Below are 23,614 nucleotides of genomic sequence, written 5' to 3'. Positions count from 1 at the left end.
TATGAAAATCGATCGCATGCTTGCTTTGATTATGATTTTATTGGAGCGAGAGGTGGTTAGTGCGCGGGAATTGGCCGAACGTCTTGAAGTGAGCAGACGAACCATCTATCGAGATATTGATACGTTAACCTTTGCTGGATTGCCCATTTTTACGCATCAGGGAGCGATGGGCGGTGTGGGTCTGATGAAAGCCTATAAAATGGACAAGCTGTTATTTACACCATATGATGTACAGACCTTGTTAACCAGTTTAAAAAGCTATAAGCAGCTATTTGACCATCATGAAATTGTTTTCGTGTTGGAGAAATTAAATGCGATCCATCGCGGAAGTGACACTGATATTAAGGCAGGACGGTTCGCGGTTGATTTATCGTTAAGTCAGGGAAATGAATCACTCCGAAATTTGCTTAGTTATATTGAGACCGCGATGAATGAACAGCGATATCTGGTTTTTGAATATGGGGATCGGGACGGGAAAATGAGTTCACGAACGGTCGAGCCGTATCAGATCGTCTTCAAGGAAAGCAGCTGGTACTTGCAGAGCTACTGTGTAGATCGAGAGGATTTCCGCATATTCAAATTGGCGCGTATGAGTGGTATCCTTGTGTCGGAGAACGTGTTTGCGCCGAGAGACTTCACTCCGTTACCCATGGATGGAGCCAGTTGGATGAATCAGGATTGGGTCGAGGTAACGATTCGTGTTCACCGTTCTGTTATCGATAAAGTCATTGAGCGTTTCGGGGGAGCACATATTCTTCATATGGGGGAAGAAACCTGCCTGGCGACTTATCCCATTATTAAAAACACATTCGGATACGACAAGTTACTTGCATTTGGAGATAAATGTGAAGTGATAGAACCGATTGAAGTGCGCAATGGATTTCAAAACTACGTTCGTCGCATTCTCGAAAAATATGAGCACCAAGGATCATAGGAGCAACAAAATAAAACCAGCACGCTTCCATTCTGAATGGTAAACGTGCTGGTCGTTTTTTCTTATTTTCCAGACTCCGTTGCAGATTTTGTTATAGCCAACCTTCTAACCATATACGGAACCAGAATGGAAGTCAGAATAACCGCAAAGGCAATTTGAGCGATGGCCGTCTCCACATAAGGTTCATATGCCAGGTTAAATCCGGCGGCCATTGAGGGCACAACCATCGACAGACCGGCAACTGAACAAGTCGCGGCGGCTGCATAACCCGGACGTTTAAGTAGTGCACGATCAATTCCGATGAGAGGCAGCATACAAATGACCAGGAACAGTGCAGTTACCAGCAGACCAGATAAACTCGACTGAAATGCAATGCGCAAATTGATGTTGGAACCGAAGCTTGTACCAAGAAAGGGAAGCAGGATCAATGTTCCCGGAGCGAACATCTTCTGGATATTCCCATCCAGATTGCCAAGCAGTATACCAATCAGGAAAGGCACCAGCGTAGCAAGCACACTGAGATAATCCATACCAACACCACTTGCCGAATTCAATATCATGACGGGAATGACGGGAACGGCAATCAGATTCAGAATTCCGAACGCTGCACGATCTACATCATCGCCATAGGAGTTCATCAACGCCAGATATAACCCCGGATTACAGCTGGTCAGAACAGCAATGAACGCAACTGCCGAGATACCCCCAATCCCATCAATGCCGAAAAAGTGTACAAACGCCCAGCCGAATACGCAGCTGATTAGTATGCGGGAAATACAGAGCACACCTGCTCTCTTCAGAGTTAACATCAGCTGAGACAGGTTCAGTTGTGTTCCGGACACCAGCAGGATCATGCCAATGAGCACCATCGTTCCCTTTGAAGTGAACAGTGCGGTCGTTGGATCTCCGATCTGAAAGAAGGCCGGAAACAGGGTGTTGATGACAGCGGCGAGCAGCATGGGGACAATCAGCAAGCCGCCGGGAATTTTTTTGACACGCCCCAGAATATTCATCGTGGGTTACAGTTGCTCTCCGTTAGTTTTGATCACATTCTGATACCAGTAGAACGAATCTTTACGATATCTTTTCAACGTACCATTGCCATAGTCGTCCTGATCGACGTAGATAAACCCATAGCGTTTGCTCATCTCGGAAGTACCCGAACTGATCATGTCAATCGGTCCCCACATCGTGTACCCCAGAACCTCAACGCCATCGGCAATCGCCAGCCCCATCTGTTCAATATGCTTGCTCAGGAAGTCGATACGATATGGATCGCTAACGGTTCCGTCCTCATTCAGCTTGTCGTAGAAGCCCGAACTGTTCTCAAGAATAAATACAGGCTTTTTATAGCGGTCATAGACCAGATTAAGCGTGTACCGCAGCCCAACGGGATCGATCTGCCAGCCCCATTCGTTTGCAGGCAAATGCGGGTTTTTGTAGACGCTGTGCACGTTTCCGGCCGTCAATTCAAGCTGCTCCGTGTCACTGCTGGAGATCATGGAATTGTAATACGACATTCCGACGAAATCAGCCGTGTTCGCCCGGATGCTATCGAGATCTCCGTCTTCGATGTGGATGGTAATGCCTTTATTTTTGAAATAGGTTTTGCCGTAATACGGATACTCGCCCTGGTTCAATACATCCAGGAAAAATTGGTTTTTCATCTGATCATCCTGTTGCATTTGGAGCGCATCCTCCGGTTTGCATGTATATGGATAGGTTGTAAAATAGGCCACCATACTTCCGATTTTATTCTCCGGATCGATCTCGTGGGCCATCTTGGTTGCTCTGGACGCAGCCACAAATTGGTGGTGCAGACCCTGGAACAGCATTTCCTCAAAATTCGGCTTGTCATATTCGATAATGCCCAGTGTCTTCGCTCCTGCTTTTACGCTCATGTTAATCTCGTTAAATGTGATCCAATACTTCACTTTCCCTTTGTACCGATTAAACAGCACATCACAGTAATTCACATACAAATCAATCAGCTTGCGGTTGTACCATCCACCAAACTTGTCAATCAAAACGATTGGCATATCAAAATGACTGATGGTGATCAGGGGCTCCATGCCATGTTTCAGACACTCATCAATCACTTGGTCATAGAACTGAAGGGCCTTCTCGTTGGGAGCCGCGTCATCCCCGTTCGGGAATACTCTTGCCCAGGAGATGGAATAGCGGAATACCTTGAAGCCCATCTCGGCGAACAGGGCAATGTCCTCACGGAAGGTATGATAAAAGTCGATCCCCCGTCGTTTCGGATATTTTACGGTATCGGGATCATTCTTCGCTTCTTCGATCATCTCCCGATTGATCCGGATCTGCTTGGTCACCTTGCGATCATTCTTCTCGTTAAACTTCATCACTTCCGGTATGGTCAGGCTCTTGCCATCCACATTATAAGCTCCTTCTGCCTGACAAGCAGATAGCGCTCCGCCCCATAAGAAATCTTTTGGAAAATTGGAATTCGTCATTTTAGTTTCCTCCTGTTATTGGACCTACCTTTATTTAGTTTGGATAAGAAATGCTGTAGCACTAGCGTAGCGCATTACGGAATCAACTTGATTAATGCTTCGCTTTCTCGAATCGGGCCGCTGGTTGCAGTGGTCAACACGTCTCCAAACTGCTGCATATTCGTTACCACAATGGATGTGATCGTGTTATAACCAGCTGAAGTGATGCCTTCCGGGTCAAACTCTACCAATAAATCCCCTGCCTTGATGGCCTGCCCCTGCTCAATATGGGCATTAAAATATTTCCCTTTCAGGCTGACGGTATCCACGCCAATATGAATCAGGATTTCCACACCGTTTGCTGCCTTTAGTCCAATGGCGTGCTTGGTACGGTACAATGCTTCAACCATGCCATCAAAAGGAGCGTACACTTTGCCTTCCGTCGGAACAATGGCAATGCCTTTACCCATCAGCTCCTGGGCGAAAGCCTGATCCTCAACCTCAGAGATCGGTTTGATCTCCCCAGTCATTGGACTGACAATCAGCATGTCCGAAGACGATGCAGAGGTCTGAGGGGAAGTTTGTTCTGCATTCGTTCCCGATACAACAGCAGTCTGAATGCTGTCCACGGCACCGGTAGCCTGCTGCTTCATTTTTGCTCCATCCGCATCCTCTTTAATACCTGCCATCAGAGTAAATACAAAGCCGAGTACGACTGCAGCAACAGAGCCAATCACCACATACATGTAACGGTCAGCAGTGTACGTCCCCAAAGCGAGGATGCCGGGCAATGAAATTGCTGTAGCACTGGCGTGAACCAGACTGTAAAATCCACCGACCAGACCTGCTGCCGCGCAGCCCGCAAAGAATGGCCGTTTATATCTCAATGTGACCCCGTAGATGGCTGGTTCAGTAATTCCAAACAATGCTGTAAATCCGCTTGATCCGGCGGCAGATTTCATCGTTTTACTTTTCGTCAGTACAAACACACCGAATGCCGCTCCCGCTTGAGCCAGGTTCGCCGCCAGTGCAGCAGGCAGCAGTACGGTTGACCCCAGGCTCGCCACTTGTTGCACCTGAATGGGCATAAGCGCATAGTGCATACCGAACATAACCATGATCGGTTTGAAAAAGCCGAGAATCAGACCCGCAAGAACACCTGCTGTGGAGAACAGATAGTTAATTCCCTGGGTAAGCCAGTCACCGATATAGGAACCGATAGGTCCAAGTACGATGAGTTCTAGCGGAATCATGATAAACAGAACCACCATCGGGGTAAGCAACACCCGTAGAAACTTCGGTATGAACTGATCAACAAATCTATACACATAGCTCATGATCCATACGGCCAGTATGATGGGAATGACCGAGGACGAATACTTCATTAGCAGAATTGGCATTCCAAGAAAATCAATCGTGGTAACGCCTGTGTCGGCGATTTGGGCAGCTGCATTCAGAATGGTTGGATGCATCAGTCCGGCTGCAAGCGCCACCGCAAGATAAGGATTGGTTTTGAACTTATGAGCCGCGCTGACTGCCAGGAAGAAAGGCAGGAAATAGAAGATCAGATCACCAATCATATTGACGATCACCAGGAACCCGGAGCCTTCCAGCCATCCCAATGCAGCGATCACTGTAGCCACACATTTGATCATCCCACAGCCAATGAGAGCTGGGAGTACAGGAGTGAATATACCTGCAATTGTCTCCAGCACCACATTGACCGGGTTACGTTTCTTCTTCGGTTCGTTATGGTCTGGGGATTCTTCCGATCCACCAATCCGGTCTGAGGCTAGTCCTTTCACTTCATTGTAGACTGCGTCTACCTTTGCGCCGATAACGACCTGCACCTGTCCACCGGAGTTCTGTGCTCTCAGCACTCCCTCCAGCTGATCCAGCTTCTTCAAATCCGCTTTGGCATCATCTTTTAATACAAATCTCAACCGGGTTGCACAGTGTGTCAGTCCCGAAATATTTCGCTCGCCGCCAACAAGTTCAAGTATGTTTTTAGCCAAGTCTTTGTTATTCATGACCCTTCTCCTTTATACAGAAAGATAAAATGATTTGATTTATATAAAAAATGACCAAGCCGGGGAATCGTCATTCCCTACGCTTGGTCATGCCTGATCGAATCAGTAACAGTCCATTGTGTAATATTCAATTGTTTAGTTGGATATGAGTCGTTGGATATGAAGAATCAGATATAACTTTTCATCATCGGAACAGGTCCAGCCATAATTGTTTTTCAGGAAGTCCGAAATCTTCTCAACACACGCCAGTTCCTTCGGAAACTTCTCCTTTACCATCAGAAAGAGGGATTCGTTCTCGTCCTTGAGCGATTTGCCGCTCATTTGCCGCATGATGAAGTACCTTATATGTGTTGCAAATCTCATAAAGTGAATCGAGTCTTCCTGAAAATCAATTTTGAGCGCGTACTTGATCACAGATAATATTTCACCCGTTACTGTCGTCACCTTGGTGGTGTCCGTCATCTCTCCCGAACCAACCTGGGCATTAACAAAGTGCAGTGCCATCAGTGTCGTTTCAGCCGTTGGCAAGGTTATACCCGTTTGCTCATGGATCAGCTTGAGCGCTTCCTCTCCCACCCGGGTCTCATCGGGGTACAATGTCCGTACCTCCCATTCCAGTGGGTTCTTGATGCTAATGCCTTCCCGTGTTCGGGTCAAAGCAAAGCTGATGTGGTCGGACAAGGTGAGAAGCAGATTCGGGTTAAATGTTTTATTCAAAATCTGACTGCCGAGCTTGATCACTTCCTCAGCCAAATATATATCCTCAATGGGAATACTATTTAACAGATCATACATGCGGATATTTTTGGGAGCTACAAAGATTTTCTCCACCAAATCCGTCTCCGTCAGCTCATATGGCGTTTTTAGAAACCCTACCCCTTTGCCAACCACGAATACTTCTTCATTGTTATCATTCATGGCAATGGCTACATTATTATTCACTTTCTTAATAACCCTCATTGTTCTCACCCCCCGACAAAATAAAAAAGACCGAAAGCGATTACAGTTAAATAATCGAATTCGGTCATGCCTGGTTTCCCCAGTAACAGTCCGTGTTATGAATATATCTATTATTATAGGCCTGTTCAACAGAATGTCAATCCTCCAATATCAGGAGACGACACCTTCTCTTACCTGAAGGGAAGAGTTCCATTCTACTCGTCATATATACTGAACCTTTTTCCAATATAAAAATAATTGTGACCATATACAGCATCTGAAAGTCTAATCTATGTAAAAACCAACCAAGGGCTGTGTTCATACTTCCCCTAAAGAAAGGAGCTGTTATCCATGGATTCAACCGATCTCATAAACCAAGCCAGACAGGGAGATCGCGATGCCTTTATCAAGCTCATAAGAGAGATTGAAAATTCCCTATACAATACTGCAAAATCCATGTTGCGAAAAGAGGAAGATGTGGCTGATGCCATTCAGGAGACTATCCTGAAAGCCTATAAATCGATGCACACCCTTCGTGAACCCCAGTATTTCAGAACCTGGATGTTCCGCATCCTTATCAATGAATGTAATACCATGTTAGCCCGACGTTCCCTCTCCAACTCCTATGCGGAGGTGCCAGCACAGCAGAAGGAATATTCCAGTCCCTACGATGAGGTAGATATGAGAGAAGCGGTTGACCGGCTAGAAGAATCGAAACGAATCGTCATTGTACTGCACTATTTTGAGGACTTGTCCCTGCGTCAAGTTGCAGATGCACTGGGCATATCCGAAAGTGCAGTGAAAATGAGACTCACCCGGGCAAGGCAGGAACTGTACCATACATTCAAAAACTTTCGGGAGGTAAAATTATATGTCAAACCCGTTTAATATCGATCAGGAATTAAGAGCACAAGCGAAGGAGCGCCCGGTCATGTCAACAACTGTACGCAAACGGATCGATGCCACACTAGAATCTCTACCAGAATCATCGAGTATGAATTCAGAACCATTTTCACGTAATCCCCGTCTTCGCCAAGGTCTGCGTCGTACAATCGCAGCGACCATCGCTGCCGGAGTGCTGGGTGTGACCGTGTTTGCCTCCGGATTTGTGTCTCCCGTTATGGCTGACTCTTTGCGCAGCATCCCGCTGGTTGGCAGTCTCTTCAGCTCCATTGAAGCCGATATGGGATTGCGTACGGCAGGAGACAAAGGTCTTACGAAGCTCGTAAACAGCAATGTGTCTTTCGAAGACGTGAAGCTGGAGGTGCTGGAAACCGTATATGACGGTACTCGTGCAGCCTTCCTGGTTCATGTCACCGCGCCCAACCTGAAGAATGGTGAGTATGACAACGGCAAAGATATTGTGAAGCTAAGCAATGGGATTGACAACGTCTTTTTCAATGTAAATGGTACAGAGCAGGGTGGCGGTTTGTTCTACGGTCCCGCAGGACAAACACAGCCGGATACGCTGCTATTCGAGCAGGTCATTCCCCCAAACCAAGCCTCTGCCGGACTGCCGGATCAGTTTGACGCCGAGGTCATGTTCACTTTGCAGGGCATTGATCACGAATTTAAGCTGAACATTCCTTTTACGAAAACGACCGAAGATATTCAGCATATTAAACCCAATGCCATCGTCTCCAATGATCTTATAACCGCATCCGTTACGGAAGCCCAGGTTACGCCGATTACGACACGCATATCTACGGTGATCTCGCTTAATGGCCAAAGTACGCTCACGGCCAAAGATCAAGATCAGTTACGAAATATAGGGTTTGCGATTAATGATGATCAGGGCAGACAATTGACCCCATTAAACGGTGAAGGCTTGTACGAGGGCAATCAATTAAAATCCGCACGAATCTACGCCACAACTCCAGGAGACACAAAATATTTGATCGTAAAGCCGTTTGAGATTGAAGATGATTTTACGGAAGAGATCACAGATCGGCAATTCATCAAGGGAATGGACATGAAAATCGAGCTTCATCGCCCGTAACCATACACTTATAAAGGAGTCTTTCCCCATGTCCATTCAACTTACGGTTGCATCCATGACGGTACTGGGTCCGCTATTTATTCTGTTCCTGATTGCCCTGGTGTTGTACACCAGGGTAAACCAAATCAGGTACACGATCAAGCAGTACACCTTAATTATTGTGTTTGCTGTCTATATTTTGGCAGTCATGCATTTGGTCTTCTTCCCCATCGATATCAATATAGGTATATATGCCAATCAAACGCCCTGGTACAAAACGATTCAGTTCATTCCCATTCTGACGTTGGATATCCCCAGTTTTGCATTGAATATCTTGCTGTTTCTGCCGCTTGGCTTCATGCTTCCTCTGGTCAAGCCTTCGGCAGACTCCGTTAGGGAAGCTGCGCGAATCGGATTGATCTTCAGTTTTTCCATAGAAGTATTGCAGCTCATCATCCGAGTTACCCTCGGTAATGGGCGTACTACTGACATTAACGATCTGATTGCCAATACAGCGGGCAGCATCATTGGTTATCTCATTTTTCACAGGCTTACAAAAGTTACGATGGGCCAGGACCTAATCCACCCATGGAGGCTCCCGAACATTTCCCATCAGAAAAATTCGTAGAGGACAGTTCCCTCTTATCCGGACTTGCATGCAGACAAAATATGGTGAACTTCCTCAGATGAAAAAAGTGATGCGCTATGGTACAATGAAGGAATTGTGTATTCACTGACAGACATAGGGGTAAAGTTGTGAATCCATCCTGATTCATTCAACATTTATCCATGCCTACGCTGTTAATCTAGGGAGGTTTATGGAACAACCATGCTCATTATTGGTATCGCCGGAGGAACCGGCTCCGGTAAAACGACGGTAGCTCGCTCCGTCATTGACCGTCTTGGATCGGGCAAAGTGACTTTCATATCCCAAGACAACTATTACAAAGACCAGTCGCAGCTCACCCCTGAGCAACGTCGACTCACCAATTACGATCATCCGTTTGCATTCGATAATGATCTGTTAATTGAGCATCTTACCCTGTTAAAACAAGGCCAAACGGCATATGCTCCCGTATATGACTTCACCATAGATAACCGTGCCGCCGATGAAACGGTTGAACTGGCACCAAACCATATTATTATTGTGGAAGGACTGCATGTTCTGATCGATGAACACCTCCGTGCTCTTCTGGATATTAAGGTATTTGTCGATACTGATTCTGATGTGCGTATTCTGCGCAGAGTTCTGCGGGATATGGAAGAACGTGGCCGTACGATTCAATCCGTATATAAACAATATCTCGAAACCGTCAAACCGATGCACGATGCTTTTATCGAGCCTTCCAAAAAGTATGCAGACATCATCATTCCCGAAGGTGGACATAATGAGGTCGGTATTCAAATGTTATCCATTCTGACTGAGAAATATCTGACCGGTGAAAAGTGGAATGGTGCTTAATTAAACATGCTGATGCATTACTTGCCCTGCATTCATCACGTTTGAGTGAATGGTAGAGAGTTCCTACAGCATGACCACTAAAATCCAGATTGCGATTTAGCGCAATCTGGATTTTTTGGGTATTTCTATTTTATAATGGACTCTATAGCTGAAAGGAGACATCACAACATGGCTACTTTTGAAGAGTTTATACAGCATGATATCCGCGTTGGTACAGTGGTGGAAGCCGAACCTTTTCCTAAGGCTCGAATCCCTGCCATCAAAATGACTATCGACTTTGGCCCACTCGGCCTCAAACGTTCAAGCGCCCAAATTACAAAACATTATACCCCCGATATGATGATTGGCAAGCAGGTTATTGCCGTAGTCAATTTTCCGCCGCGCCGAATTGCTGGTTTTGTATCGGAAGTGCTGGTGCTTGGCGGCGTGCCTGGTGAAGGTGACGTTGTTTTGTTAACGCCAGACCAGACATTACCCAACGGCACGCCGATTGCCTGATTTTTTCATGATAATGCGATTCTGTCTTTTCACCTTAAAGCATAATGCTATGAATCTTCGGATTTGTGGTCTTTTACCATGCAGATCAGTCCAGCCGGAACGACTTCCAATCCCAAGTGCCACATTAATCATCAACAAAAGGATTGCTTCATAAGTCATGAACATGACTTTGCAGCAATCCCTTTTGAATTTAACTCCCCACTCTTTTCAATACATACAACAGAATGAAGCTATTCTCCCTGCTCTATGCTTCTCGACTCTTTCGGAGACACACCGTTCACTCGCTTGAACATCTTGGAAAACAGCAATGGATCTGTATACCCCACCGAGTGAGCCACTTCGCTAACCGACAACGACGAATGCTGCAGCAGTTCAGCTGCACGGTTCATCCGGTATTCAAGAAAAAAAGCCTGTAATGACTTGCCATATCTCTCCTTGAAAAGCCCTGACAGATATGTGCGGTCCAGACCTACAGCTCGGGCAATATCAAGGATTGAAGTTCTCTGACTATACCTGATCTCCATAAACTGAACCGCCTGCCTGATGTATTCCTCCTTAGTAGACAGAGGCCGCTGCACCTGCTCTCCTGCCGGAGAAGATGCGATCAGTTCTGCAATCAAGCGGTATAACAAGCTCTGGTTGAACACATCTCCCCCGTTACGTGTGGATGCCTGAACCATCTCCGCATACAACCGATCAAATATGTCTAAATCTCTGGCATCAAATATAGGATGTTCGGAACTTAACTGTGCCCGCTGCATGAATGTCTTGGCGTGCACCCCTCTGAAGCCAAACCAGGAATATGTCCAAGGTTCCTTCTCATCCGCCTCATAATGGATAAGGGTATCCGGAAATATGACGAAACCCTGACCCTGTGTCAACTCGTATTGCCGATCCGCCATAAACACAGTGCCTTTGCCTTCGTGAATGTAATGAACAATATAGGAATCCCGGACACCAGGCCCCCAATAATGCGACGGATCACATGCCTGCCAACCGAAAAATAACAATACCAATTCCATCTGCGTCAAATCCATAGGAACCACGTTCGTTTCGACCAGTCTCACATTTCTCACCCCTTATGTTCATTACCGCAACAAGCTCTTCACTAAAATTATAACAGGTAAATGTGGAAATTATCAGCTGTAAACGAATCCAAAAATGGGATTATGCCATGTTTCAGAGAGGTTGAGCCATAGTTATACGGGCCTGATTCTCCTATATTGGAGGTACACCATTTATTCAGGGAGGCTGAACTTGAGATGAACAAAATTACGTTTCTCGGTGCGGGAAGCACCGTTTTTGTCAAAAATGTATTGGGTGACGTCATGATGACCGAAGCACTGCAAGATTTTGAACTGGCGTTGTTTGATATTGATGCCGAGCGCCTAAATGATTCGGAGCGATTGCTTACCAGCATGGCACGTTCCCTCGGAAGCGGCTGTGCCATCAAAGCCTATACCGACCGCAAGGAAGCGCTGCGCGGAGCCAAATATGTAATCAATGCTATTCAGGTGGGTGGATATGATCCATGTACAATTACGGACTTTGAAATTCCGAAGAAGTATGGATTGCGTCAGACTATTGCCGACACGCTGGGGATTGGCGGTATTTTCCGAAATCTGCGGACAATTCCAGTGATGCTCGATTTTGCCCGGGATATGCAGGAAGTGTGTCCTGATGCATGGTTCCTGAACTATACCAACCCAATGGCGGTACTGACCAATGTCATGAATGTGCATGGCGGAATCAAAACCGTAGGTCTGTGTCACAGCGTCCAGGTGTGCGTACCGCATCTGTTTGATGCACTGGGGATCGATCAGACGGGTGTAGTCGCAAAAGTTGCGGGTATCAATCATATGGCCTGGCTGCTGGAAGTCACTCGGGATGGTCAGGATCTGTATCCAGAGATTAAACGTCTGGCGAAGGAAAAGCAGAAAGAGCAGCATGATGACATGGTACGTTTTGAGTTGATGCAGCGCTTTGGATACTATGTTACCGAGTCTTCCGAACATAATGCCGAGTATCATCCTTATTTTATCAAACGGAACTACCCTGAGCTGATCGAACGCTTCAACATTCCGCTGGATGAGTATCCGCGCCGCTGCGTGAATCAGATTGAAGGCTGGAAGGAAATGCGTGAGAAGCTGTTATCCAGCGAAAATATTGAACATACGCGCAGCCGGGAGTACGCTTCCCATATTATGGAAGCCATGGAGACAGATCGCCCTTACAAAATCGGCGGTAATGTCATGAATAACGGACTAATCACCAACCTGCCTCGTGAAGCATGTGTAGAGGTGCCTTGTCTGGTTGACGGTTCCGGTATCAGTCCAACGTATATCGGCGACCTGCCTCCACAACTGGCTGCCCTGAACCGGACCAATATCAATACCCAATTACTGACGATTGAAGCTGCCATCACGGGTAAAAAGGAACATATTTATCATGCCGCCATGCTTGATCCGCACACTGCTGCCGAACTGTCCATCGATGATATCGTTGCAATGTGTGATGAACTGATCGAAGCTCACGGAGACTGGCTGCCGAAGTACACATCATAAGAAATTCATTGTTTCGCACTTGAAAAGCGCCGGTTTCCTCTCATTAGAGAGGGAGTCGGCGCTTTCAGGAGTTTTCATTTTATTTTCCAATCTCATCCTGAAGCAGGAAACGATAGCCGATTCCCGGCTCGGTCTGAATAAAACGCGGACGTGTGGGATCTTCCTGCAACTTTTTGCGCAGATGGCCGACGTATACCCGTAAGTAATGGCTGTCTGACTCGTGATGATGTCCACCCCACACTTGTTGCAGCAGCTGCCGTTGGGTAATAATTTTGCCTGCGTTGGAAGCGAGTACTTTCAGCATTTCATACTCGGTTGGAGTTAACTTGACGAGTGATCCCTCCAGATCCACCTGCCTCTGGGCCAAATCAATCGTGAGCGGACCAAAGCGCAGTACAGGCTCATCCGTTGTTTTCGCCACATGGCGAAGAGCAACCCGAATCCGGGCAACCAGCTCGCCCATGCCGAACGGTTTGGTAACATAATCATCTGCCCCGCCGTCCAGTGCAGCGATTTTATCCTCTTCGCGTTCTTTCGCTGTCAGCACAATGACCGGTACCTGAGACCACTCCCGAATACGCTGAAGTACGTCCATTCCGGACATGCCGGGCAAGCCCAGATCAAGCACGATCAGATCGGGATGCACAATGCTCGCCTGGACAACCGCCTCTTCTCCGTCTGCACATTCATGAATCTCAAAGTTGTGCGCCTGAAGCGTAACCTTCAGCAGTTTGCGGATCTGTGGTTCATCATCCACAATCAATATGCGTGCGCCTTGTGGTGCCGTCATGTCATTCTTCCTCTCCTTGTCCCATGTACGGGAATGATGCCTCGGGTTCCTCGGTAGGCAAACAAATGCACACCCGTGTCCCGCCTCCCGGATTTGGCTCTGCGGTAATCGTACCTCCATGAACCTCGACAATTCCTCTGCAGATAGCAAGTCCCAGTCCTGTACCTGTCACATGCCGTGACGATTCGGAACGATAAAACTTCTCAAACACCCGCTCTCGATCTGCTTCCGGGATCCCGACGCCCGTATCAGCCACCACAATGGTCATTCGTCCAAGCGACTCATCTGCCTTTACCGTAATGACGATTTCACTGTCGACCGGAGAATATTTAATGGCATTGCTGATGACGTTAACCAGGACCTGCTCCAGCAATACCTCGTCTCCAGATATAAAGGGCGGTTGATCCGGCAAATCCACACGGATGCGGCGGTGCTGAATAAATTGCTGAACCTGCCCCAGCACAATACCGATCATGTCACCCACATCACACCATTTCCTGCGCAACTGCAGCATGCCGCTTTCCAGCTTCACCATGCCAAGCAAGTTGGTCACCAGCCTGTTCATTCGCAGCGCTCCATCCCGAATATTGCCTGTAAGTTCCTTTCGATCCTCCGCTGTAAAAAGAGAGTCATTCTCCAGCAGGCCTGTGGCTGAACCAATGATAGCCGTAAGCGGTGTACGCAGCTCATGGGATACCGAATCCAGCAGAGCGGTGCGAATTCGCTCTGATTCAGCTGTCATTTGCGCCAGCCTCGCTTCTTCTGCCAGCTTAACACGAGCGATGGCGCTCGCCGCCAACCCGCCACAGGCTTCCAGCAAACGCAGTTCCTCCCGCTGCTCCTGAAGATCGCTGGACTCCAGATTCACGGCAAGCACCCCATGAATCTGATCCTCTGTACGCAGCGGCACATACAGCCCGGGCGATTCCCGCAGACTGGAAGAACCGCGTCCAGCTACTTCTCCATGGGTGTATACCCACTTGGCAATGGCAACCTCAGACTCTCTTTTGCCCCATCCTGCCGAATCCGGTTCGCCCGAAGATGAGGTAACCGCGAGCTCCCCGTCAGAATTAGGAAGATACAATGCGGCCGAAGCTCCAAGCGTCAGAGAGACTTGCCTCGCAATATTGTCCAGCAGTGTATCCAAATCTGTAACAGCCGTCATCTGACGGCTTAAAGCATACAGCGAATTCGTCGTATTCTCGCGTTGTTTTACCATCTCCAGCTGCTGCCGCAGGCGACCTGCCAAACTTGCGGTTAATACCGCAACTGCCAAATACACAACAAAAGAGAAAATATATCGTAAATCTTCAACCGTAAAGCTCAGATACGGGGGCACAAAAAAGAAGTCAAAGGCAACAACGCTTAGACTCGCTGCGTATATGGCCGGTCCCAATCCCCAGTAGACGGCACTGACCAAGACGGGGAAAAGATAAATCAGCCCCACGTTAACCAAATCCTCGCTCATACCGATCGCATGAAGCAACATCGTTAACAAGGTGACGCCGAGGGTTACCCATATATATTTGGGGACACGCTTCAGCTTCAACCAAACCTCTTCCCCTTTGGTTCGTTCAGACACAGTACCTCTCACATCCCGCTCTGATCATAATCGTAATCTGCAACAATTAATACATCCATATGCCTTGATAGCCGCACCAATCTGCTGACGACCGATCCTTTTCCACGGTAGCCATTCAGCCACCAGACACGTTTCGCCTGACCCACTACAAGTTGCGTTGCTTTTTCTTCAGAGGCTTTACCTGCCAAAATACCAGGTACATCTCTCAGTCTCAGACAGTGATGAATGTAAAATTTCCCGCCCAATCGGACCGTGAGCTGTTCCAGCTCCTCCAATTGACACCTTACCTCATCACTCATAAGCTTGCCTACATAAACATGGTGCACATGCCAGACCGCCTTCAGTCGATAGGCGGTGCGAAATCCACGCCGGATCAGCCGATCGGCATGTTCATCACAGCTTACGCAGACAAAGACCGCTTCCTGTCTGCGCCAGGGACCGCGCAGCGCGCTTTTGGGCTCCTGAGATTCCAGGCGTTCATCCACATCATCCGCCAGTTCGCGCAGAGCAAGTTCCCGCAAGGCAATTAGATTGCCAATACGAAAAAAATGCTCCAGTGCTTGATTCACCTTGGCTGCTGCATAGATTTTACCCTCCCGCATGCGTTGCCGCAAGGCCTGCGGGGCGACATCAATGAGCTGAACCTCATCCGCCATTTGCAAAATCTGATCCGGCACCGTCTCTCGAACCCGAATTCCCGTAATATGTTCCACCGCATCGTTCAGACTTTCCAGGTGCTGCACGTTAACTGTGGTGATGACGGAAATACCCGCCTCCAACAGAAGAAGGACATCTTCATACCGTTTTTGCCGCATACTTCCTGGGATATTGGTATGTGCAAGTTCATCCACCAGTACCACTTCGGGACACAAGCGGAGAATCGCCTCGGTATCCATCTCCTCCAATTGGATCTCCTGATACGTCCGCTGCTCCCGTGGAATTACGGACAATTGACCGATCTGTTCCACCGTCTCCGCCCGATTATGCGTCTCTAACAGACCAATCTGCACGTCGATGCCTTTGCGAAGCAAATCATTGCCTTCCCGGAGCATCATATAGGTTTTCCCTACGCCCGGGGCAGCACCGATATATACTTTGAACTTACCACGCCGAATTTGGCCGATCTGTTCTTTCATTTCCTGCTCGCTTAACCTGCGATAGGTTGGCGTCTCCATTTCAGGCAAACGGGCAGGAAGCACACGCTCTCCCTCCTGCTGTGCTCGATCCGCCAACAGGAAAAGATCGACGCCCCGCATCCTGCGCAGCAGGGAGTTAATGAATGAGCCCTGCCACAGCTCCTGCCAGCGGGTCTGTCGTGAATGTCCCATAACAATTCGGGTAATCTGATGCTGCACAGCATATTGTGCCAGCGTTGATGGCATTTTCCGGCGATGTACGACAGGTAATTCCTCGAATCGACCACCAAACTTCTCTACCAGTTTGATCATGCTGCGACGGAAAACAATAGCCTCCTTCGTTAACGGCTGCTTCATATTGCGGAAGGTCACGGCTTGCAAATCCCCGTTCAGCCTCTTCGCAATCTGTTGTCCGCGCCGAATGTAGATCGATCCGTTCCAGTGATATTGGGTGGATACCAGAATACGTTCCATGATGCCAGTCGTAACAGTAATGCCCATCTCTTCGCGGTGCTCACGCAGCGATTCGTTAACCCCTTCTGCGACAAGCCGGAGAGCCAGCTCACGTAAAATGCCCAGATTCCCCTGCCGAAACACCGCCTCTCCTTCATGTCCCCTAAGATGCCCCTCAGCAAGCCGGCTCAATACCGTTTCCGGCGTCACGTCGATCAGCTTCACCTCATCGGCCAGTTCAAGGGTGTCCGCAGGCACGGTATGTTCGGCTGCGATACCCGTAAGCTGACGCGCAAGCTCCGTATAACCCTCCAGCTCATACACGTTCACTGTTGTAATGACGCTGATGTTATGCAGCAGCAAATACTGAATATCTTCCAGTCGGGTTGCATGACGCGCTCCTTTTCGGTTTCTATGAGCAAGCCCGTCAACGAGTACCACCTCCGGATTACGCGCCAGCAATGCATCCAGATTCAGGTCCTTCATCTCCATGCCGCCTTTCCCACGAGACCAGTGAAGGCTCGGAATCCGTTCCAACTCACCCAGCTGCTCCACCGTCTCCGGTCTGCGCATGGTCGACACGGCGCAGATGACGACATCAATACCCTGCTGGCGCAATGTGTTTCCTTCCCTCAGCATATGATACGTTTTGCCTGAGCCACTTACTGGACCAATGTAAATTTTCAAGGTGCCCTGCTGCAGCTTCGTAATCATCTTCAAAATGTCTTCTGGAGACTTGCGCTTGAAGCTGTCCTCCATCCCGCCCACTCCCCCTTTCGGTAAGTAACTGTTACACAACATGGAGAAAGCCCCTTCCGAAACTCGGAAGAAGGCCAGATATGGTTTTTCATACAACATACATCGCAGACTATATCTTATATTTGATTAACACATTTCCAAGCAAATGGAGCCCGAACAACGTATCCCTTCTGCTGACGGACCGTAAAATAAATTTCTTTCGAACACGCCGCTTCGTTACTTCAGCTCTGCCTTCAATATCAGATTCAGTGCGGTCACATTCACACGTGGCTCACCGAAGATGCCCAGCTGTCGCCCTTGTGTATGTTCCTCCACGATCTGGGCAAGCTGCTGCTCGCTAAGGCCTGTTGCCTGACTAATACGAGGAATCTGTGCTTTTGCCGCTTCAGGTGACAGATCCGGGTCCAGACCCGAACCCGAACTCGTCACGAGATCCGCAGGAATGTGCTGCAAGCCCGGGTTCTCCTGTTGGACCAGAGCCACCTTTTCCTTCATTTCAAGGATATACGCCTCAGACGCCACGGCGCGATTGGAGCCTGCTGAAGCTGCTCCATCATAACTGGCGTTCGAGGCCCGGGGCTGGAACAGCCCCGGCGATTTTACTTCCTGCGCCAGCTGCGACGAACCGATGGTTTTTCCGTCCGCTGTGATCAGACTGCCGTTGGCATGATTGGGGAAAAGCAGTTGTGCCACTCCGGTTGTAACCAGCGGGTAAATGATACCGCAAATCAGCATAAGCACGACAGATAACCGAATTGCCGGCAGTACCTGTTTCATATGAATCACATCCTGATTTCATTATTATTAGTTGTACCATTTACACCAGATGAAGTCCCGACAGCACCAGATCGATCAGCTTGATTCCGATGAACGGCACGATCACGCCGCCTACGCCATAGATGAACACATTCCGTCCAAGCAACCGCTCCGCGGACATGGCTCGATATTTCACACCCCGCATAGCGATAGGAATAAGCAGCGGTATGATGATGGCGTTGAAGATCAACGCAGACAGAATCGCGGACTGTGGTGAAGCTAGATTCATAACATTCAATGCCTGGAGCTGCGGCATAGCCAAAATAAACATGGCCGGAATGATGGCGAAATACTTGGCAATATCATTCGATATCGAAAACGTCGTCAGCGCACCGCGGGTAATAAGCAGCTGCTTCCCAATCGAGACGACCGACAGCAGCTTGGTCGGATCGGAATCCAGATCAATCATGTTGGCCGCTTCCTTGGCCGCCATGGTGCCGGAATTCATCGCAAGGCCTACATCGGCCTGCGCCAGAGCAGGAGCATCATTGGTCCCGTCGCCCGTCATGGCGACGAGCTTGCCCTCCTGCTGCTCTTTTTTGATCGCAGTAATCTTGTCTTCCGGTTTCGCTTCGGCAATAAAATCATCCACGCCCGCTTCCAGCGCAATGGTTGCCGCCGTCAGTGGGTTATCGCCCGTACACATAATCGTCTTGATACCCATAGCTCGCATCTCGGCGAATTTCTCCTTCAGACCTGGCTTCACCGTATCTTTCAGATAGATTACACCATAAATCTGGTCGTCCATTGCAACAGCAAGCGGTGTACCCCCAGCCTTTGCAATTCGGTTGGCTATATCATCCAAATCGCCAGGTATCCGTCCTCCACGGGAGGAAATATGGCGTTTGATCGCATCCACCGCGCCTTTCCGAATCTGCTTCCCACCGCTTAGATTCAGACCCGACATACGGGTCTCTGCGGTGAAACTCACATGCTCTGCATCTGCATATTCCGTCTCCGCCCAATTCTCGCCCTGCTTGCCAGCCAACTCAACGACCGAGCGCCCTTCTGGTGTCTCATCCACTACGGAAGCTTGCAGCGCAGCACGAGTCATCTCCTGTGCTGACACTCCCTGAACAGGGATAAACTCCGCCGCCATGCGATTTCCGTACGTGATTGTTCCGGTTTTGTCCAGAATCAGCGTATCAATATCGCCTGCCGCTTCCACCGCTTTCCCCGACATGGCGAGGACATTGAACTGTGTTACGCGGTCCATGCCAGCGATCCCAATGGCGGATAACAGCCCGCCGATCGTTGTTGGAATCAGACAGACAAGCAACGCGATTAATGTCGCCAGATCAAGCCGGATGCCCAGGTAGCTTGCCATCGGAACCATCGTCATGATGACAATCAGGAAAATCAGGGTCAACACGGCAAGCAGTGTAGTCAGCGCAATTTCATTCGGTGTTTTCTGGCGCTGTGCACCTTCAACAAGTGAGATCATCCGGTCGAGGAATGACTCCCCCGGATCTGTCTGTACACGCATGACAATATAGTCGGAAGTGACTCGTGTACCTCCCGTAACGGAGGAGAAGTCACTACCTGCCTCCTTGATCACAGGGGCAGATTCCCCGGTAATGGCGGACTCGTCAATGGAGGCCAGCCCTTCAATAATCTCGCCGTCCGTGGGAATCAGTTCTCCCGCTGCTACACGGACGATATCTCCTTTTTTTAACAGGGTCGAAGACACTTGCTTGAGGGTTCCATCTTTCTGTACCAGATTCGCCGTTGTGTCCGATTTCGTCTTGCGCAGTGTGTCTGCCTGAGCCTTGCCCCGCCCCTCCGCCAGTGCTTCAGCAAAGTTGGCAAACAGCAACGTGAATAACAGGATGAGAAACACTGCGATGTTGTACCCTCGCCCTGCCTCGGATGCAACAAACAGGTCCGGATTAATACACAACAACAACGTGATGAGTGTACCTACTTCAACGATAAACATCACCGGATTTTTGATCATGACGACCGGGTTCAGCTTTTTGAAAGCATCCAGGGATGCCTGAAGCAGAATCTCGCGACTTAAAGTTTTAGTTCTTTTGGGAGTACCTTGATCTGTACCTGTACCTCGCGTTCCCTTACCATGTGGGCTAATCATGCCCATGCCTGTTCCTTCCACCGATTGCTCCTTCTTTCGTTCTATAGCATTCATTGCGTTAATCCACCTCCACACTCTACGTCCTCACTCATATCCCCATAACGGATTGCCGTACTCTCCATCAACGAATCATCGCCAAATGCTCTGCAATCGGTCCAAGTGCCAGTGATGGGAAGAACGTCAACGCACCGACCACCACAATCATCATCACCAGAATGCCCGCAAAAAGAGGCGTATGTGTGCGTAGTGTACCCGTTGTTACGGGAACCACCCGTTTGGTGGCCAGTGATCCGGCAATAGCAAGCATCGCGATCATGGAAATGTATCTTCCGAGCAGCATCACCACACCAATGGCGATGTTGTAAAAGTCTGTGTTGGCATTCAGTCCGGCAAACGCCGATCCGTTATTGGCAGCCCCTGATGCAAAAGCATAAAGCACCTCGGTCAGGCCATGCATGCCTGAGTTCGAAATCGAAGCTACAGCTTCCGGGCGCATGAGCGCCAGCGCAGTTGGACCCAGAATAATCAAAGGGTGAATGAGCAGCGCAATGGACGCGAGTTTCACTTCTTTGCCCTCGATTTTTTTGCCCAGAAATTCAGGGGTTCGCCCAACCATCAGTCCGCAAATAAATACAGCCAGAATGACATAGAGCAATCCGTTGAGCAAACCTACTCCTTTGCCGCCGAATACGTTGTTGAGCATCATTTCAGCCAATGCCACCATCCCGCCGAGTGGAGTAAGCGACTCATGCATATTGTTCACCGACCCGGTTGTGGCTGCTGTAGTGACTGCCGTGAAGAGCGCCGATTCAGATATCCCGAACCTGACTTCTTTACCTTCCATATTGCCCTGAATTCCCACCGCCTCCAGCGCAGGCACACCGCGATATTCCGATACGAATACCGTAGTCAGCATGATGAGGAAAAGAAAACTCATGGCCGCAAACAGAGCCCAGCCCTGTTTCCGGTTGTTCACCATGATGCCGAAGGCATACACCAGCGAGGTTGGCAGCAGCATCATGCAGATGATATGCACCAGGTTCGATAACGCTGTTGGATTCTCAAATGGATGCGCTGCATTCGTTCCGAACCAGCCTCCACCATTGGTACCTAGGTGCTTGATCGACTCCAGTGAAGCGACCAGCCCACGACTAATCGTTTGCTGCGCCCCCTCCAGCGTGGTTGCGTTCACCGCTCCCGCCAGTGTCTGCGGCACACCCTGGAATACCAGGAACAACGCCACAATGAAGCTCAGCGGCAAAAAGATTCTCGTGATTGACCGTACCATGTCGACGTAAAAATTACCCAGTCCATCCCGGCGGCCGACCAGCCCGCGAATGAATGCAATGGCCACCGCGAAGCCGGTCGCCGCCGAGGTGAACATCGGAAACGTCACTGCCAGCATCTGTGACAAATACGACAGGGAGTTCTCGCCGGTGTACGACTGCCAGTTCGTGTTGGTCATGAACGAAACAGCCGTGTTGAATGCCTGCGCCGCAGGCATATTGGCGATGCCATCCGGGTTGAGCGGCAAATATTGTTGCAGCCGCAGCACCAGAAACATCAACAACAGCATGACGAAGTTGGAGAGGAGCACAGCCGAAAGGTACTTTTTCCAACCCATCGACTCGTTCTCCTTCACCCCCATCAATCGATACAACAATCGCTCAGGTCCGCCAAATATCCGATCCAGCCCTGTTCGCTTGCCGTCAAACACCTTCACCAGATAACTCCCCACTGGCTTCACCAGCAGTATGATGATCAGCAGCGTAACCGCTACTTGTAATAAACCACTACTCATATCCGCATTTCCTCCCTAAAAATCGACGATCCGAGTGCTTCTGGATTCGTGCATAAGGCGACCATCAGAATTTCTCCGGCCTCACCAGCACGTAACCGAGATAGATCACCAACGCGAGCACAATCATCCCGATGACGATCATGTGGCTCCTCCCCTTTCCTTGCCCTAAGCTTTCTCGCAAAACTTCACAAATCCCCAGAACACCACAAACAACAGCACAACCAGCCCGATTATCGTGGCATCATTCACCATGTGTTCCCCTCCCTCTCTCTACCGTTCTTGCAACCTTCTACATATGAAATCGTAATACGAAACGCTGTAAAAAAGGGGTAAAGAAATACCCGCCAAGGTGTAAAAAAAGCGTAAAAAAGACCCGCTCACCTCAGCTAATAGCTGAAGGGAACAGGTCTATGAATGTTAAAGTGTATATTGAACGCCCTTCATCCAAACGGATTCTGGGCCCATTGCAGCAATCTTTTTCGGGTAATTTTCCCGTGTGATGTATGTTGGATCACCTGGCCGCTGTCCAGCAGCAGAACTTGAGGCGATTCATGGTGAACCTCGGTATCTTCTGCGATGCGGCGGGAAAGCGTGCGGCTTTCAATAACTTTGACGATCCGGTATTCCATTTTTTGGGCGGGATCGGATGCATTCGAGCCCACAAACGCCATAAACTCCCTGTATGCTCTTGCACTGATTGGACAGGTTGTACTGTGTTTCAGCAGCAGCACCGGATGATCCTGCGACCGCACAAGCAATTCTTCCCATTCCTCTTGCTTATGCAACTCCTTGACATGTTCACTCAGCATATCATCCAGCCCCGAGCCAGCACGTTTGCTAACGACAGATCCAACCACGACGCCCAATGCCACACCAAAGGCAATACCCAGGCCAACCTGATTTGCAGCCACACCAATACTCGTTCCAATGGCGATGCCCACCCCAAGCCAAAGCGTTTGAGAATTCACTTTTTTATCCATGGAGATCATCCTCCCTAAAGAAATTCATAAAAAATATTAATTTTAATATAGAAGCAATCACTCATTTGCCTGTATAAAATGGCTATGGTAACCTAAGAATAGTCAACAAGGCGAGGTAAGATAGAACCCTCTTACTGCGCATGTCTGTTACGATGCAAAACCAATCCCACCGCAGGAGTCAACCTGTTTAACGGTGGTTTTTTGTTTATCACTTTCTTTAGAGCATTCCCACCGATTGTCTACCGGAAATTATATCATAGGCGCCCATTCAGGCGCTTTTATATTCTTCATCTAAGGGTACGCTTTTGTGATACACTGATTGTAATTTGGCAACGATGAACATG

The 23,614-nt window shown here is 48.9% G+C and carries 20 protein-coding genes; 7 read left to right on the top strand and 13 right to left on the bottom strand.

Annotated elements, in window-relative coordinates:
- Position 1: 1 nt before the first annotated feature.
- The gene (locus P5G61_RS28125; RefSeq protein ID WP_301249548.1) at positions 2-934 is read left to right on the top strand and encodes a helix-turn-helix transcriptional regulator; all 933 of its coding nucleotides are present in this window, start codon (positions 2-4) and stop codon (positions 932-934) included.
- A 62-nt stretch (positions 935-996) separates the two neighbouring features.
- Here P5G61_RS28125 and P5G61_RS28120 read toward each other — a convergent pair whose 3' ends face one another.
- The 4 genes from P5G61_RS28120 to P5G61_RS28105 form a co-directional block, all read right to left on the bottom strand.
- Positions 997-1,947, bottom strand: coding sequence for a 2-keto-3-deoxygluconate permease (locus tag P5G61_RS28120; protein ID WP_301249546.1), 951 nt, complete (start codon positions 1,945-1,947; stop codon positions 997-999).
- A 6-nt stretch (positions 1,948-1,953) separates the two neighbouring features.
- The gene (locus tag P5G61_RS28115) at positions 1,954-3,411 is read right to left on the bottom strand and encodes a glycoside hydrolase family 1 protein (protein ID WP_301249544.1); all 1,458 of its coding nucleotides are present in this window, start codon (positions 3,409-3,411) and stop codon (positions 1,954-1,956) included.
- 74 nt (positions 3,412-3,485) lie between these two features.
- Positions 3,486-5,420 (bottom strand): beta-glucoside-specific PTS transporter subunit IIABC, encoded by a 1,935-nt coding sequence (locus P5G61_RS28110; RefSeq protein WP_301249543.1) that lies wholly within the window; start codon positions 5,418-5,420, stop codon positions 3,486-3,488.
- Between the two features lie 135 nt (positions 5,421-5,555).
- Positions 5,556-6,380, bottom strand: coding sequence for a PRD domain-containing protein (locus tag P5G61_RS28105; protein WP_301249542.1), 825 nt, complete (start codon positions 6,378-6,380; stop codon positions 5,556-5,558).
- 330 nt (positions 6,381-6,710) lie between these two features.
- On the opposite strand from P5G61_RS28105, the gene P5G61_RS28100 reads away from it, so the two are divergent.
- From P5G61_RS28100 to csaA, 5 genes are all read left to right on the top strand, one after another.
- The gene (locus P5G61_RS28100) at positions 6,711-7,247 is read left to right on the top strand and encodes an RNA polymerase sigma factor (protein WP_301249541.1); all 537 of its coding nucleotides are present in this window, start codon (positions 6,711-6,713) and stop codon (positions 7,245-7,247) included.
- Positions 7,231-8,358: a DUF4179 domain-containing protein gene (locus P5G61_RS28095; RefSeq protein WP_301249540.1), complete on the top strand. Its 1,128-nt coding sequence runs from the start codon at positions 7,231-7,233 to the stop codon at positions 8,356-8,358. The genes P5G61_RS28100 and P5G61_RS28095 overlap by 17 nt, the downstream gene beginning before the upstream one ends.
- Positions 8,359-8,386: 28 nt before the next feature.
- Positions 8,387-8,965 carry a VanZ family protein gene (locus P5G61_RS28090; protein ID WP_301249539.1) on the top strand — a complete coding sequence of 193 codons (579 nt, stop codon included), beginning with the start codon at positions 8,387-8,389 and terminating at the stop codon, positions 8,963-8,965.
- A gap of 201 nt (positions 8,966-9,166) precedes the next feature.
- Positions 9,167-9,799 carry a uridine kinase gene (gene udk, locus P5G61_RS28085; RefSeq protein ID WP_079344845.1) on the top strand — a complete coding sequence of 211 codons (633 nt, stop codon included), beginning with the start codon at positions 9,167-9,169 and terminating at the stop codon, positions 9,797-9,799.
- Positions 9,800-9,967: 168 nt separating this feature from the next.
- Positions 9,968-10,297 (top strand): chaperone CsaA, encoded by a 330-nt coding sequence (gene csaA, locus P5G61_RS28080; protein ID WP_024629442.1) that lies wholly within the window; start codon positions 9,968-9,970, stop codon positions 10,295-10,297.
- Between the two features lie 230 nt (positions 10,298-10,527).
- Here csaA and P5G61_RS28075 read toward each other — a convergent pair whose 3' ends face one another.
- Entirely contained in the window at positions 10,528-11,373 is an 846-nt protein-coding gene (locus tag P5G61_RS28075) for an AraC family ligand binding domain-containing protein (RefSeq protein WP_301249538.1), read from the bottom strand.
- Positions 11,374-11,559: 186 nt separating this feature from the next.
- Here P5G61_RS28075 and melA point away from each other — a divergent pair, with 186 nt between their 5' ends.
- Positions 11,560-12,861: an alpha-glucosidase/alpha-galactosidase gene (melA, locus tag P5G61_RS28070; protein ID WP_301249537.1), complete on the top strand. Its 1,302-nt coding sequence runs from the start codon at positions 11,560-11,562 to the stop codon at positions 12,859-12,861.
- A gap of 79 nt (positions 12,862-12,940) precedes the next feature.
- Here melA and P5G61_RS28065 read toward each other — a convergent pair whose 3' ends face one another.
- From P5G61_RS28065 to ytxJ, 8 genes are all read right to left on the bottom strand, one after another.
- Positions 12,941-13,651 carry a response regulator gene (locus P5G61_RS28065; RefSeq protein WP_301249536.1) on the bottom strand — a complete coding sequence of 237 codons (711 nt, stop codon included), beginning with the start codon at positions 13,649-13,651 and terminating at the stop codon, positions 12,941-12,943.
- 1 nt (position 13,652) lies between these two features.
- Positions 13,653-15,233, bottom strand: coding sequence for an ATP-binding protein (locus P5G61_RS28060; protein WP_301249535.1), 1,581 nt, complete (start codon positions 15,231-15,233; stop codon positions 13,653-13,655).
- Between the two features lie 8 nt (positions 15,234-15,241).
- Positions 15,242-17,581 carry a histidine kinase gene (locus tag P5G61_RS28055; RefSeq protein ID WP_301249534.1) on the bottom strand — a complete coding sequence of 780 codons (2,340 nt, stop codon included), beginning with the start codon at positions 17,579-17,581 and terminating at the stop codon, positions 15,242-15,244.
- 216 nt (positions 17,582-17,797) lie between these two features.
- Entirely contained in the window at positions 17,798-18,358 is a 561-nt protein-coding gene (gene kdpC, locus P5G61_RS28050) for a potassium-transporting ATPase subunit KdpC (RefSeq protein WP_301249533.1), read from the bottom strand.
- Positions 18,359-18,398: 40 nt separating this feature from the next.
- Entirely contained in the window at positions 18,399-20,489 is a 2,091-nt protein-coding gene (gene kdpB, locus P5G61_RS28045) for a potassium-transporting ATPase subunit KdpB (RefSeq protein ID WP_301249567.1), read from the bottom strand.
- A gap of 121 nt (positions 20,490-20,610) precedes the next feature.
- Positions 20,611-22,290, bottom strand: coding sequence for a potassium-transporting ATPase subunit KdpA (gene kdpA, locus P5G61_RS28040; protein WP_301249532.1), 1,680 nt, complete (start codon positions 22,288-22,290; stop codon positions 20,611-20,613).
- Between the two features lie 64 nt (positions 22,291-22,354).
- Positions 22,355-22,417, bottom strand: coding sequence for a potassium-transporting ATPase subunit F (locus tag P5G61_RS32000; RefSeq protein ID WP_363325773.1), 63 nt, complete (start codon positions 22,415-22,417; stop codon positions 22,355-22,357).
- Between the two features lie 313 nt (positions 22,418-22,730).
- Positions 22,731-23,270 (bottom strand): bacillithiol system redox-active protein YtxJ, encoded by a 540-nt coding sequence (gene ytxJ, locus P5G61_RS28035; RefSeq protein ID WP_301249531.1) that lies wholly within the window; start codon positions 23,268-23,270, stop codon positions 22,731-22,733.
- Positions 23,271-23,614: the final 344 nt, after the last annotated feature.

It is taken from the genome of Paenibacillus vandeheii (assembly GCF_030433635.1).
Classification (GTDB): Bacteria; Bacillota; Bacilli; order Paenibacillales; family Paenibacillaceae; genus Paenibacillus; species Paenibacillus vandeheii.
The sequence above is the reverse complement of the archived record's forward strand: the minus strand, read 5'-3'. Positions and strand labels throughout refer to the sequence as shown.

Bases quoted from the DNA above. Each gene is read 5' to 3' on its own strand.
- P5G61_RS28125 (WP_301249548.1), top strand. From the start codon at position 2: ATGAAAATCGATCGCATGCTTGCTTTGATTATGATTTTATTGGAGCGA.
- P5G61_RS28120 (WP_301249546.1), bottom strand. From the start codon at position 1,947: ATGAATATTCTGGGGCGTGTCAAAAAAATTCCCGGCGGCTTGCTGATT.
- P5G61_RS28115 (WP_301249544.1), bottom strand. From the start codon at position 3,411: ATGACGAATTCCAATTTTCCAAAAGATTTCTTATGGGGCGGAGCGCTA.
- P5G61_RS28110 (WP_301249543.1), bottom strand. From the start codon at position 5,420: ATGAATAACAAAGACTTGGCTAAAAACATACTTGAACTTGTTGGCGGC.
- P5G61_RS28105 (WP_301249542.1), bottom strand. From the start codon at position 6,380: ATGAGGGTTATTAAGAAAGTGAATAATAATGTAGCCATTGCCATGAAT.
- P5G61_RS28100 (WP_301249541.1), top strand. From the start codon at position 6,711: ATGGATTCAACCGATCTCATAAACCAAGCCAGACAGGGAGATCGCGAT.
- P5G61_RS28095 (WP_301249540.1), top strand. From the start codon at position 7,231: ATGTCAAACCCGTTTAATATCGATCAGGAATTAAGAGCACAAGCGAAG.
- P5G61_RS28090 (WP_301249539.1), top strand. From the start codon at position 8,387: ATGTCCATTCAACTTACGGTTGCATCCATGACGGTACTGGGTCCGCTA.
- udk (WP_079344845.1), top strand. From the start codon at position 9,167: ATGCTCATTATTGGTATCGCCGGAGGAACCGGCTCCGGTAAAACGACG.
- csaA (WP_024629442.1), top strand. From the start codon at position 9,968: ATGGCTACTTTTGAAGAGTTTATACAGCATGATATCCGCGTTGGTACA.
- melA (WP_301249537.1), top strand. From the start codon at position 11,560: ATGAACAAAATTACGTTTCTCGGTGCGGGAAGCACCGTTTTTGTCAAA.
- P5G61_RS28065 (WP_301249536.1), bottom strand. From the start codon at position 13,651: ATGACGGCACCACAAGGCGCACGCATATTGATTGTGGATGATGAACCA.
- P5G61_RS28055 (WP_301249534.1), bottom strand. From the start codon at position 17,581: ATGGAGGACAGCTTCAAGCGCAAGTCTCCAGAAGACATTTTGAAGATG.
- kdpC (WP_301249533.1), bottom strand. From the start codon at position 18,358: ATGAAACAGGTACTGCCGGCAATTCGGTTATCTGTCGTGCTTATGCTG.
- kdpB (WP_301249567.1), bottom strand. From the start codon at position 20,489: ATGATTAGCCCACATGGTAAGGGAACGCGAGGTACAGGTACAGATCAA.
- kdpA (WP_301249532.1), bottom strand. From the start codon at position 22,290: ATGAGTAGTGGTTTATTACAAGTAGCGGTTACGCTGCTGATCATCATA.
- ytxJ (WP_301249531.1), bottom strand. From the start codon at position 23,270: ATGGATAAAAAAGTGAATTCTCAAACGCTTTGGCTTGGGGTGGGCATC.